This is a genomic window from Streptomyces sp. NPDC048182 (assembly GCF_043202555.1).
GTDB lineage: Bacteria > Actinomycetota > Actinomycetes > Streptomycetales > Streptomycetaceae > Streptomyces.
The window spans coordinates 209324-220790 of record NZ_JBIDAQ010000002.1; the positions used below are offsets into that span (position 1 = coordinate 209324).

The 11467-nt window shown below is 73.6% G+C and carries 12 protein-coding genes; 4 read left to right on the forward strand and 8 right to left on the reverse strand.

From position 1 onward, the window contains the following. Positions 1–137 precede the first annotated feature (137 nt). The 3 genes from ACGFZL_RS03975 (at position 138) to ACGFZL_RS03985 (ending at position 3070) form a co-directional block, all read left to right on the forward strand. Positions 138–1493: an aspartate aminotransferase family protein gene (locus ACGFZL_RS03975; protein ID WP_393689002.1), complete on the forward strand. Its 1356-nt coding sequence runs from the start codon at positions 138–140 to the stop codon at positions 1491–1493. A 138-nt stretch (positions 1494–1631) separates the two neighbouring features. Then, positions 1632–2333 carry a GntR family transcriptional regulator gene (locus tag ACGFZL_RS03980; protein WP_393689004.1) on the forward strand — a complete coding sequence of 234 codons (702 nt, stop codon included), beginning with the start codon at positions 1632–1634 and terminating at the stop codon, positions 2331–2333. 86 nt (positions 2334–2419) lie between these two features. After that, entirely contained in the window at positions 2420–3070 is a 651-nt protein-coding gene (locus ACGFZL_RS03985) for a hypothetical protein (protein ID WP_355174793.1), read from the forward strand. 17 nt (positions 3071–3087) lie between these two features. On the opposite strand, the gene ACGFZL_RS03990 is transcribed toward ACGFZL_RS03985, so the two are convergent. The 3 genes from ACGFZL_RS03990 to ACGFZL_RS04000 form a co-directional block, all read right to left on the reverse strand. Then, positions 3088–3273, reverse strand: coding sequence for a hypothetical protein (locus ACGFZL_RS03990; protein WP_393689006.1), 186 nt, complete (start codon positions 3271–3273; stop codon positions 3088–3090). Between the two features lie 7 nt (positions 3274–3280). Then, a complete protein-coding gene (locus ACGFZL_RS03995) occupies positions 3281–3778 on the reverse strand; it encodes a DUF3515 family protein (protein ID WP_355174797.1) in 498 nt (165 codons plus the stop codon). Positions 3779–3841: 63 nt separating this feature from the next. Continuing rightward, positions 3842–5125 carry an adenylosuccinate synthase gene (locus ACGFZL_RS04000; protein WP_393689009.1) on the reverse strand — a complete coding sequence of 428 codons (1284 nt, stop codon included), beginning with the start codon at positions 5123–5125 and terminating at the stop codon, positions 3842–3844. A gap of 185 nt (positions 5126–5310) precedes the next feature. Here ACGFZL_RS04000 and ACGFZL_RS04005 point away from each other — a divergent pair, with 185 nt between their 5' ends. Then, the gene (locus tag ACGFZL_RS04005) at positions 5311–6177 is read left to right on the forward strand and encodes a diacylglycerol kinase (protein WP_393689011.1); all 867 of its coding nucleotides are present in this window, start codon (positions 5311–5313) and stop codon (positions 6175–6177) included. 12 nt (positions 6178–6189) lie between these two features. On the opposite strand, the gene ACGFZL_RS04010 is transcribed toward ACGFZL_RS04005, so the two are convergent. From ACGFZL_RS04010 to ACGFZL_RS04030, 5 genes are all read right to left on the reverse strand, one after another. After that, positions 6190–7431 carry a cytochrome P450 gene (locus tag ACGFZL_RS04010; RefSeq protein ID WP_393689013.1) on the reverse strand — a complete coding sequence of 414 codons (1242 nt, stop codon included), beginning with the start codon at positions 7429–7431 and terminating at the stop codon, positions 6190–6192. A gap of 67 nt (positions 7432–7498) precedes the next feature. Then, complete coding sequence (locus ACGFZL_RS04015; protein WP_355174805.1) at positions 7499–8167, reverse strand: response regulator transcription factor; 669 nt, start codon at positions 8165–8167, stop codon at positions 7499–7501. Beyond that, positions 8164–9516, reverse strand: a complete 1353-nt coding sequence (locus ACGFZL_RS04020; RefSeq protein ID WP_393689015.1) for a sensor histidine kinase — start codon at positions 9514–9516, stop codon at positions 8164–8166. Before ACGFZL_RS04020 ends, ACGFZL_RS04015 begins: the two co-directional genes overlap by 4 nt. Before the next feature lie 111 nt (positions 9517–9627). Further along, the gene (locus tag ACGFZL_RS04025) at positions 9628–10302 is read right to left on the reverse strand and encodes a response regulator (RefSeq protein ID WP_393689017.1); all 675 of its coding nucleotides are present in this window, start codon (positions 10300–10302) and stop codon (positions 9628–9630) included. Continuing rightward, positions 10299–11381: a sensor histidine kinase gene (locus tag ACGFZL_RS04030; protein ID WP_393689589.1), complete on the reverse strand. Its 1083-nt coding sequence runs from the start codon at positions 11379–11381 to the stop codon at positions 10299–10301. Before ACGFZL_RS04030 ends, ACGFZL_RS04025 begins: the two co-directional genes overlap by 4 nt. Between the last annotated feature and the right edge of the window lie 86 nt (positions 11382–11467).

The window sequence follows — 11467 nt, forward strand, 5'->3', positions numbered from 1 at the left end:
CGATTCGACAGCCTGCTGTCAATGCTCCCAACAACCGCCGGGCGGCGGCACCCGTCGACAACCTGTCGTGGAAACCCCGTGTCCGCAGACAGGACGCCGATTCCGTTTCCGCATCGCGGACATCTACCCTCGGCCGCATGACCCCTCAGCCCAACCCCCAGGCCGGCGCCGCCGTGAAGGCCGCGGACCGCGCGCACGTCTTCCACTCCTGGTCAGCGCAGGAGCTGATCGACCCGCTCGCCGTCGCCGGCGCCGAGGGGTCCTACTTCTGGGACTACGAAGGGAAGCGCTACCTCGACCTCGCCAGCGGCCTCGTCTACACCAACATCGGCTACCAGCACCCCAAGGTCGTCGCCGCGATCCAGGAGCAGGCGGCGCGGATGACGACGTTCGCGCCCGCCTTCGCGGTCGAGGCGCGCTCGGAGGCGGCCCGGCTGATCGCCGAGCGCACGCCGGGCGACCTGGACAAGATCTTCTTCACCAACGGCGGCGCCGACGCCAACGAGCACGCGGTGCGGATGGCCCGGCTGCACACCGGGCGCCAGAAGGTGCTGACCGCCTACCGCTCGTACCACGGCGGCACCCAGCAGGCGATCAACCTCACCGGCGACCCGCGCCGCTGGGCCTCCGACACCGGCACGGCCGGGGTGGTGCGCTTCTGGACGCCCTACCTCTACCGCTCCCGCTTCTACGCGCAGACCGAGGAGCAGGAGTGCGCGCGGGCGCTCGAGCACCTGGAGACGACCATCGCCTTCGAGGGGCCGGCGACCGTCGCCGCGATCATCCTGGAGACGGTGCCGGGCACGGCCGGGATCATGGTGCCGCCGCCCGGGTACCTCGCCGGCGTGCGGGCGCTGTGCGACAAGTACGGCATCGTCCTCGTCCTGGACGAGGTCATGGCCGGCTTCGGGCGGACCGGCGAGTGGTTCGCGGCCGACCTGTCCGGCGTGGTGCCCGACCTGATGACCTTCGCCAAGGGCGTGAACTCCGGCTACGTGCCGCTCGGCGGCGTCGCGATCTCCGCCGAGATCGCCGCGACCTTCGCCGAGCGCCCCTACCCCGGCGGCCTGACCTACTCCGGCCACCCGCTGGCCTGCGCCGCCGCCGTCGCCACGATCGAGGTGATGGCCGAGGAGGGCATCGTCGAGAACGCGGCGCGGCTCGGCGCGGAGGTCCTCGAGCCGGCCCTGCGCGAACTGGCCGAGCGGCACCCGAGCATCGGCGAGGTGCGCGGCGTCGGCATGTTCTGGGCCCTGGAGCTGGTGAAGAACCGCGAGACGCGCGAGCCGCTGGTGCCGTACAACGCCACCGGGCAGGCCAACACCCCGATGGCGGCCTTCGCGGCGAGCGCCAAGGCGCACGGCGTGTGGCCCTTCGTGAACATGAACCGCACCCACGTGGTGCCGCCGTGCAACGTCACCGAGCCCGAGCTGAAGGAGGGCCTCGCGGCACTGGACGCGGCGCTGTCCGTGGCGGACGAGTACACGGAGTAGCGGGCGGGGCCGGGGGTGGCGTGAACGCGTAAGGTGTCGCATTCGTAGAGGTGTGCGAGTGGTGCGCGGGTGGACCGCCCCCGCCCGCCGCCTCCCCCGCCCCGCCCCGCCCCGCCCCCGACGAGGAGACGCCCGCCCATGCCCGGCCCCACCGGCACCGGTCACGGTGCCGTGCGCCGCAGCACCCTGCGCCAGCAGCTCGCCGACGCGCTGCGCGACGAGGTGCTGGCCGGGCGGCTCCAGCCGGGGCAGGAGTTCACCGTCAAGGAGATCGCCGAGCAGTACGGGGTCTCCGCGACGCCGGTGCGCGAGGCACTGGTCGACCTGGCCGCCCAGGGGCTGCTCGACGCCGACCACCACCGCGGCTTCCGCGTGCACGCCTACTCGGTGACCGACTTCCGCGCCATGGTCGAGGCCCGCGGTCTGGTCACCGACGGGATCTTCGCCGCCCTCACCGCCGGCGGCGGCCCGGACCCCGAGGACCCGCGCGTCGCCTCGGCCCTGTCCGGGGTCCGGCGGCGCGGCGAGGAGGCCCAGCGCGCCGCCGCGGCCGGCGACCTGCCCGTCCTCATCGGCTACGACCTGCGCTACTGGCGCGAGCTGGCCCTGCTGTACGGCAACCCCTACCTCGCCGACTTCCTGCACCGGCTGCGCCTGCAGAGCTGGGCCTGCACCGTGCAGCACCTGCGCGGCATCGGCGACCTGCGCGGCACCCTGTGGGCCGGGCACGCCGAGGTGGTCGGCGCGCTGGCCCGGCGGGACACCACGGACGCCCGCGCGCTGGTCGACGCCTACAACGCGCACTCGCTCGCGCTGATCGAGCGGCTCACCGGCGCCTGACCGCGATGCGCCCCGTCCCTTCTGGGTATGGGACCGGCACGCACCGACTACGCTGCCCTGACCACCGCCCGTGTGAGGAGCCCCTTTTGGCCTGTGACCTGTGGCTGGTACCGCTCGTCGACGTCCTCTGCCACACGCCGGACAACCCCTTCGCCGAGGAACTCGCGCAGTACGACAAGGTGCTGAAGGAGGCCGGCCTGCCCCCGGTGCCGGTCTACCCGTACATGCCGGGCCTGACCGGCGAGGTCGCCCCGGTCGCCGGCTTCGACTACGACGCCCTGCACTTCCTGCGCCGCGCCCACCTGCTCCAGGTGTGCGGCCTGCCGGTGACGCCGGTGGACGAACTGGGCGGCGACTACGAGCAGTTGCTGGAGATGTTCGAGACGACGGCCCAGCAGTCGCACCTGGTCTGGCACTACGACCACGCCGGCGCCTACGTGCCCGTCGACTTCCCGCACCCCCTCGCCGACGACGAACTCCTCGCGGGCGGCGGCCCCCTGGGCTCCTCCCACACCCTGCTGCGCGAGCTGGAGGCGGTCGCCCCGGCGCTCGGCATCGACCCGGCCAACCCGCCGGCCGCGCCGACGCCGCCCGCCGGGCCGACCGAGCTGGAGGAGCCGGCCGGGCCGGCGCCGTACGACCCGAGTCCCTTCGCCCGCGAGCGGCATGTGTGGCTGGGGCTGCACGCGGCGGCGACGCGGAGCCTGGCGCAGGGCTCGATGATCGTCTTCAGCTGAGCGGCGCCCCGGCGGATTCAGCGGACCAGGGTGATCCCGGGCGGCCACAGCACGCCGTCGGCCAGCAGCAGCGCCGGTCCCAGGTGGACGGGGCAGACCCGCAGCGGCTCCCGCGCGTGCCGGGCCACCTCGAAGCGGGCCGGGTCGCCGCAGGCGGCCGGGTCCTCGCCGTAGGGGCCCCGGCAGGGGTCGGGCGCGGTCATGCCCCGATCAGAGCACGTCGGCCACGCCCACGCACTTCCGGTCCTTCGGCAACCACGCCACGGCCGGGTCGAGCGTGGAGAGGATGCCGCCCACGTCCTCGCGCTTGCCCTTGTACGTGAATTCCGCGGCCGGCGAGCGCCCGTACGTGCGCAGCACGCTCACGCCGTCCCGCTTGAGCCGGGCCTCGTCCAGGACCCAGTCGACGCCGTCGACGTCGACGCAGAGGTCGGTGGTGGGCTGCGGCTCGGTCACCCCGCAGCGGAACACCGCCGCCTGGCCGCCCCAGGACGCCGTTCCCTCGCCGAGCGTCCAGTCGCCCTTCGCGCCGGGGATGTCGTCGGGCAGCCGGGAGACGACCTTGTCGCAGGCCGGGTCCCCGGCGTGCGGGGCGGCGGGGACGCGGTGGCTGTCGACGTAGAGGAGGCCGCCGACCAGGACGGTGAGCGTCGCGATCAGGGCGATCCAGACGCGGGGGGTGAGGCGGCGGCGGAGGGCGGAAGGCACGTCGGTCAGCGTAACCGGGGCCGGAATCAGGATCTTCCGGGCCCCGGTACGCGTGCTTCCGGGCTACAGGAACGAGTTGATCTCAATCGTCTCGTCCCGGCCCGGGCCCACGCCGATCGCGGAGATCGGGGCGCCGGACATCTCCTCCAGCACCTTCACGTAAGCCTGGGCGTTCTTCGGCAGGTCCGAGAAGGACTTCGCCTGGGTGATGTCCTCCGACCAGCCCGGCAGCGTCTCGTAGACCGGCTTCGCGTGGTGGAAGTCGGACTGCGAGTACGGCAGCTCCTCGACCCGCTTGCCGTCGATCTCGTAGGCCACGCAGACCGGGATCTGCTCCCAGCCGGTGAGGACGTCGAGCTTGGTGAGGAAGAAGTCGGTGAGGCCGTTGACGCGGGTGGCGTAGCGGGCGATCACCGCGTCGAACCAGCCGCAGCGCCGGTCGCGCCCGGTGGTGACGCCCCGCTCGCCGCCGATCCGGCGCAGCGCCTCGCCGTCCTCGTCGAACAGCTCGGTCGGGAACGGGCCCGCGCCGACGCGGGTCGTGTACGCCTTGAGGATGCCGATGACCCGGCTGATCTTCGTCGGGCCCACGCCGGCGCCGGTGCAGGCGCCGCCGGCGGTCGGGTTGGAGGAGGTGACGAAGGGGTACGTGCCGTGGTCGATGTCCAGGAGGGTGCCCTGGCCGCCCTCGAAGAGGACCACCTTGTCGTCCTCGAGCGCCTGGTTCAGCAGCAGCACGGTGTCGGCGACGTAGGGGCGCAGGCCCTCCGCGTGGCCGAGCAGCTCCTCGACGACCTGCCCGACGGCGATGGCGCGCCGGTTGTAGAGCTTGGTGAGCATCTGGTTCTTGACGTCGAGCGCCGCCTCGACCTTCTGGGTGAGGATCGACTCGTCGTAGAGGTCCTGGACCCGGATGCCCACGCGGTTGATCTTGTCGGCGTAGGTCGGGCCGATGCCGCGCCCGGTGGTGCCGATCTTGCGCTTGCCGAGGAACCGTTCCGTCACCTTGTCGACGGTGACGTTGTACGGCGTGATGATGTGGGCGTTGCCGCTGATCAGGAGCTTCGACGTGTCGACGCCGCGCTCGTTCAGCCCGCTCAGCTCGGAGAACAGGACCGACGGGTCGACGACGACGCCGTTGCCGATGACCGGCGTGCAGCCGGGGGAGAGGATCCCGGAAGGGAGCAGGTGCAGGGCGTACTTCTGATCGCCCACGACCACCGTGTGGCCGGCGTTGTTGCCGCCCTGGTAGCGCACCACATAGTCGACGGATCCGCCTAGCAGGTCCGTCGCCTTTCCCTTGCCTTCGTCACCCCACTGAGCACCGAGCAGCACAAGTGCGGGCACGCGCGTACACCCCTTCCGGGCGGGGCATGTCCATGGTCGAGGGCGTACACGACGGGTCTCCGCCGCGTGCACCGCGACCGTCGTTGGCCGCCAACCGTCGGACCGGGTGCCCCGGAATAGACGAAGCCCCTGGCGCAATAGCGCAAGGGGCTCTTGCACAAAGATGCTACCCGAGGAAGCGAGGCATGGCCGAGGTGGCGACTTCCCCGTCCTCTTCCGCGAGGCCCGATCAGCTCCTGGTGGTCATCGATCCGCTCGCCCGGCGGACGGACGGCGAGTCCGTCCGGATCGCGAAAGACGTGCTCAGCGCCGGTGCGGCGGGCACCAAGGTGTGCCTGCCGGACGGTCCGGAGGAGTTCGCCCGGGCGCTGGGCCGGCGGGGTTCGCGGCGTCCCGTGGTGGTCGGCGACGACCGGGCGCTGCTGCGGGCGGTGGCGCTGCTGCACCGGCGCCGGGAGCTGGCCGGCTGCGCCCTGTCGGTGGTGCCGGTCGGGCCTGCGCTCGGCCTCGCCCGCTCGCTGGGGCTGCCCACCGGCGCGGTGGCGGCGGCGCGGGCGGTCCTGGAGGGGGCGGAGCGGCGCCTGGACCTGCTGGTGGACGACAGCGACGGGGTGGTCCTCGGCGCGGTCGGCATCCCGCCGGCCGCGCGGGGCCCGGCCGGTGCGGCGGCCCGGCCTTGGCTGCGGACCTGCGCCTCCGTGGTGCGGACGCTGACCGCCGCCCGCCCCGCCCGCCCCGCGCGGACCGCGCCGGGCGCGGACGCGGCGGCGGCGGCCCGGCTGCGGGTGGAGGTGGACGGGGTCACGCTGGTCGACCTGGACCAGCCGGTGGAGGCGGTGTCGGTGCTGCCGGGGGCCGGCGGCCTCGCCGACGTCGAGGTACGGCCGCTGTCGGTGGGCGCGGAGGCGGCGCCGCTGACGGCGGCGGGGCGGACGGTCACCGTCTCCGGCACCGACTTCCGCTACCGGGCCGACTCGGTGGTCTCCGGGCCGGTGCGCACCCGGACGTGGGTGGTGCGCGAGGGGGCGTGGGGGCTGACGCTGCCGGGGTGACGCCGGGGGCGCTCAGACCTCCACGGGCAGGGTCGCGAGGCCCCGCATCACGAAGTTCGGCCGGCGCTCCGGCTCCGCCGCCGGGCGCAGCGCCGGGGCCTTCTCCAGCAGGGCGCGCAGCGAGGCGGCCAGCTCGATACGGGCCAGCGGGGCGCCGATGCAGTAGTGGATGCCGGCGCTGAAGGAGATGTGCGGGTTGTCGCGGCGGGCGAGGTCGAGGCGGCCGGGGTCGGCGAAGACGGCCGGATCGTGGTTGGCGGAGCCGAACAGCATCGCCACCTCCGCGCCGCGCGGCAGCACCACGCCGTCGATCTCGATCTCGTCCAGCACCCACCGCTCGAACAGCTGGAGCGGGGTGTCGTAGCGCAGCAGCTCCTCGACGGCCGTCGGGACCAGACCCTGGTCGGCGCGCAGGGCGGCCAGCTGGCCGGGGTTCTCGAACAGCGCCCACCAGCCGTTGCCCGTGGCGTTCACCGTGGCCTCGTGGCCGGCGTTGAGCAGCAGGACGCAGGTGGAGATCATCTCCTGCTCGGTGAGGCGCTCGCCGTCCTCGTCGTGGGCGGCGATGAGGCCGGAGACCAGGTCCTCGCCGGGCTCCTCGCGGCGGGTCGCGATCAGCCCGCGCAGATACTCCGAGAACTCCACCGACGCCCGCACCGCCCGCGCCGCCGTCTCCTCGGACGGGTTCAGCTCGTACATGCCGCAGATGTCGGCCGACCAGGGGCGCAGCGGGGCGCGGTCGCCCTCCGGGATGCCCAGCATCTCGGCGATCACCGCGACCGGCAGCGGCTCGGCCACCTCCCGCAGCAGATCGCCGCCGCCCGCCGCGACCAGCCCGTCCACCAGCTCCCCGGCCAGCGCCCGCACATACGGCGCGAGCCGCTCCACCGTGCGCGGCGTGAACGCCTTCGACACCAGCCGCCGGATGCGGGTGTGGTCCGGCGGCTCCAGGTCCAGCATCCCGTGGTCGTTCAGCGTGTGGAACGGCTCGTGTTCCGCCGGCGGCGGGGTGCGCCCGAACTCCGCGTCGCTGAACCGGTGCCGGTAGCTCCGGCCCAGCCGGCGGTCCCGCAGCAGCGCCGACACGTCCGCGTGGTGCGGCACCAGCCACTGGTCGCTCGGCGCGTAGTACAGCACCCGGCCATGCCGGCGCAGATCGGCGAAGACGGGGTAGGGGTCGGCGACGAACGCCGGGTCCCAGGGGTCGAAGCCGTCCGGGGCGGCGGGGACGGCGGTGGCGTCGGTGGCGGACATGAGTGGACGCTAGTCCCTGTCCCGGGCACTGAACAGGCCCCTTGCCGCGCCGGCCACGGCCCTCCGCTCAGCCCGGTGTCACCAGCCGGGCCTCGTAGGCGAACACCGCCGCCTGGGTGCGGTCGCGCAGGCCCAGTTTCACCAGGATGCGGCTGACGTGCGTCTTGACCGTCGACTCCGCCACCACAAGGCGTTCGGCCACCTCCGCGTTGGACAGGCCGTGCGCGATCAGCACCAGCACCTCCGTCTCCCGCTCGGTCAGCTCCCCGTACGCCCCCTGCGCCGAGATCGCCAGGCGGGGCGCGGACTCGGAGAGCTTGGAGAACTCGGTGATCAGGCGCCGGGTGACCGAGGGGGCGAGCAGCGCCTCGCCGGCGGCCACCACCCGCACCCCGTCGGCCAGCTGGCGGGCCGATGCGTCCTTGAGGAGGAAGCCGGAGGCGCCCGCGCGCAGCGCCTGATACACGTACTCGTCCAGGTCGAAGGTGGTCAGCACCAGCACCTTCGACGTGCCGTCGGCGGCGACGATCTCCCGGGTCGCCTCGATGCCGTTCAGCTCCGGCATGCGGATGTCCATCAGGACCACGTCCGGCGCCAGCTCGCGGACCCGCTCCACCGCCTCCCGGCCGTTGACCGCCTCGCCGACGACCTCGATGTCCGGCATCGCGTTCAGCAGGACCGAGAAGCCCTCCCGCACCATCATCTGGTCGTCGGCGACCAGCACCCGGATGGTCATGCGTCCTCTTCGCCTTCCGGCGCGGCGACCGGCAGGAACACCGACACCTCGTAGCCGCCCTCGGCGGTCCCGCCCGCCGTCATCGAGCCGTTCAGCATCGTCACCCGCTCCCGCATGCCCGTGATGCCGTGGCCGGCGCCGGGCGACGGCTTGACCAGGGACGACGCCGGTATCGCGCCGTTGACCACGCGCAGCCCCAGGCCGCCGAGCACGTAGCTCACCTCGACGCGGGCGGTGGCGCCCGGCGCGTGCCGCAGGGTGTTGCTCAGCGCCTCCTGCACGATCCGGTACGCCGACAGCTCCACGCCGGGCGGCAGCTCGCGCACCGCGCCGGTCACCGCCTTCTCGACGCTCAGGCCCGCGTCGCGCACATTGGCCAGCAGCCCGTCCAGGTCGGCCAGGGTGGGCTGCGGGGCGTCGGGCACCTCGTAGTCCTCGGCGCGGACGACGCCCAGGACGCGGCGCAGCTCGGTCAGGGCCGCCACCGCGTTCTCCCGGATGGTGAGGAAGGCGCGCTCCAGCTCCGGGGGCGGGTTCTCCACCCGGTAGGGGGCGGCCTCCGCCTGGATGGCGACCACCGACATGTGGTGGGCCACCACGTCGTGCAGCTCGCGGGCGATGGTGGTGCGCTCCTCGAGGAGGGTCCGGCGGGAGCGCTCGTGCGCGGTGACCGTCTGCTGCTCGGTGACCTGCTCCTGGGCGTCGCGGCGGATGTGCCAGACGGAGATCGCCAGCAGGGCGACGGCGGAGAGGAACAGCAGCGGGGCGGCGTTGCTGCCGTAGGGCCCGGTGCCGATGACGACCTCACTGAAGAAGCCGTAGGCGAAGGTGAGCAGCCACATCCATGCCGCCGTGCGCGGCCGGGTGCGTATCGCCACGATCACCAGCACCGCCAGGTGGCAGATGAACGCCCCGGACGGCCAAGGCCAGTCGGACCACCGGTCGCCGAGGGCGATGGTCATCGGGGTGGCCACCACGGACATCCAGAAGGCGCCGACCGGCCGGACCAGGGTGGCCAGCACGGGGGCCGCGCACAGGAGGCCCATCACCAGCGAGGGCAGGCTCTGATCGACGCCGGAGTCCGTCGATCCGGCGTAGAAGGCGAGCAGTGCCACGGCCGCCACCATCGCATGGGGAACATACCCGGCGTGCGGTCGCAGCCGGTTCGGCAGGCGGCTGCTCAGCGGCCCGTCCACCGGCCGGGGAGGCAGCGGGCGGTAGGTGAAGGCGCCCTGGAAGAGGTCCTCACGCAGTCCGCCCAGGGCATCCGCCACCAGCCGGGCCTCCGGGCTGCGCGGTGCACGGCCGGAGCCGGGGGGCGGGTTTCGCATCTGCGTCGTCTCGGTCACGTGCACAACGGTAGGTGGAGCGCGGGTACCCGGTCGTCACCAGTGAGAGGGGTCCTGCGGCATCCCTCTCAGGTACTACGAGGGGCACGCCACCAGGGCTCCGGGCAGGGCTCAGTACCCCGCCGGCCGCACCACGCCCGACTCGTACGCGAACACCGCGGCCTGGGTGCGGTCCCGCAGGCCCAGCTTGACCAGGATCCGGCCCACGTGCGTCTTCACCGTCTGCTCGGCGACGAACAGGCGCTTGGCGATCTCCGCGTTGGTCAGGCCCTGGGCGATCAGGGCCAGCACCTCCGTCTCGCGCTCGGTCAGCTCGCGCACCCGGGACTTCAGCGGGGCGCGGGGCCGGTCGTCGAGGCGGGCGAACTCGGTGATCAGCCGCCGGGTGATGCCCGGCGCGAGCAGCGCGTCCCCGGCCGCCACCACCCGGACCGCCTCGGCGAGCTGGTCGGCGGAGGCGTCCTTCAGCAGGAAGCCGGACGCGCCGGCGCGCAGCGCCTCGTACACGTACTCGTCGAGGTCGAAGGTGGTCAGCACCAGCACCCTGATCCCGTCGTGCGCCTCGGTGATGCGGCGGGTGGCCTCGATGCCGCCCAGCTCGGGCATGCGGATGTCCATCAGCACGACGTCCGGGGCCAGCTCGGCGACCTTCGCGACGGCGTCCAGGCCGTCCACCGCCTGTCCGATCACCTCGATGTCGGCCTGGGTGTCGAGCAGCACGGTGAAGCCCTGCCGGACCATCTGCTGGTCGTCGGCGATCAGTACGCGGATGCGGCCGCTCGTCATGGGAGATCGTCCTCGGTGGGAAGGGTGTCGTGGACGCCGGCGCCGTCGGCCGGCAGGAACGCCGAGACCCGGAAGCCGCCGTCCGGGAGCGGCTGCGCGGACAGGTGGCCGTCGAGCATCGCCACCCGCTCCCGCATGCCGAGCAGCCCGTGCCCCGAGCCCGGCGAAGCGGAGGGCGACGGCGCCGGGGCGTGCGGCGGGCGGGTGTTGACGACGTCCACGCGCAGCCCGATCACCAGGTGGGTCAGGTGCACGCTCGCCGTGGCGCCCGGCGCGTGCCGCAGGACGTTGCTCAGCGCCTCCTGCACGATCCGGTACGCCGACAGCTCCAGGCCGGGCGGCAGCGGGCGGCGGGTGCCGCTCTCCTCGACGGCGACGATCAGGCCGGCGGCCCGGGTGTTCTCCACCAGGGCGTTGATCCGGTCGAGGGTCGGCTGCGGGGCGTGCGCCTCGGCGCCCGTGCCGGGAGCGGTGGCCGGGCCGTCGGCCGGTCCGCCGGGCTCCGGGGGCTGCTCGGAGCGCAGTACGCCGAGGACCCGGCGCAGTTCGGTGAGGGCCTCCAGCGCGTTCTGCCGGATGCCCGCCAGGTTCTCCCGCAGCTCTTCGGGCGGGTCATTGACCAGGTGGGGGGCGACCTGCGCCTGGATGGAGATCACGGACATGTGGTGGGCGACCACGTCGTGCAGCTCGCGCGCGATGCGGCTGCGCTCCTCGAGGAGGGTGCGCCGGGCGCGCTCCTCGGCGGTGAGCGAGGTCTGCTGCTCCAGGGCCGCGCGGGCCTCGCGCCGCCCGCGCAGGGCGATGCCGAGCAGCACCACGACGCCGGCCAGGATCATCGCGACCAGCCCGGTGGACTGGTAGTCCGACGCGCCGAGCAGACCCTGGAGGACGTAGGTGAGCAGCGCGGTCAGGGCCAGCGCCTCCAGCGAGACCCGGGTGGGCACCCGCAGCGCCAGCAGCAGCAGGACCAGCAGCATCCCGATCAGGCCGGCCGCCGTCCAGGGCCAGGTGAAGCCCTCGACGTCACCGGCGAGCAGCCGCTGGCGCACCGCCAGCGCGCACATCAGCGTCGCCGCCATCGTCGTCCACCATGCCGGGACCGGCCGCCACAGGGCGAGGACCACCGCGCCGGACTTGGCGACCACGACGGGGAAGGTGATGCCGA

Excerpts from the sequence above, each read along its gene's own strand:
- ACGFZL_RS03975 (WP_393689002.1), top strand. The coding sequence starts at position 138 with ATGACCCCTCAGCCCAACCCCCAGGCCGGCGCCGCCGTGAAGGCCGCG.
- ACGFZL_RS04010 (WP_393689013.1), bottom strand. The coding sequence starts at position 7,431 with ATGTCCGCCACCGACGCCACCGCCGTCCCCGCCGCCCCGGACGGCTTC.
- ACGFZL_RS03980 (WP_393689004.1), top strand. The coding sequence starts at position 1,632 with ATGCCCGGCCCCACCGGCACCGGTCACGGTGCCGTGCGCCGCAGCACC.
- ACGFZL_RS03990 (WP_393689006.1), bottom strand. The coding sequence starts at position 3,273 with ATGACCGCGCCCGACCCCTGCCGGGGCCCCTACGGCGAGGACCCGGCC.
- ACGFZL_RS04005 (WP_393689011.1), top strand. The coding sequence starts at position 5,311 with ATGGCCGAGGTGGCGACTTCCCCGTCCTCTTCCGCGAGGCCCGATCAG.
- ACGFZL_RS04030 (WP_393689589.1), bottom strand. The coding sequence starts at position 11,381 with ATGGCGGCGACGCTGATGTGCGCGCTGGCGGTGCGCCAGCGGCTGCTC.
- ACGFZL_RS04015 (WP_355174805.1), bottom strand. The coding sequence starts at position 8,167 with ATGACCATCCGGGTGCTGGTCGCCGACGACCAGATGATGGTGCGGGAG.
- ACGFZL_RS04025 (WP_393689017.1), bottom strand. The coding sequence starts at position 10,302 with ATGACGAGCGGCCGCATCCGCGTACTGATCGCCGACGACCAGCAGATG.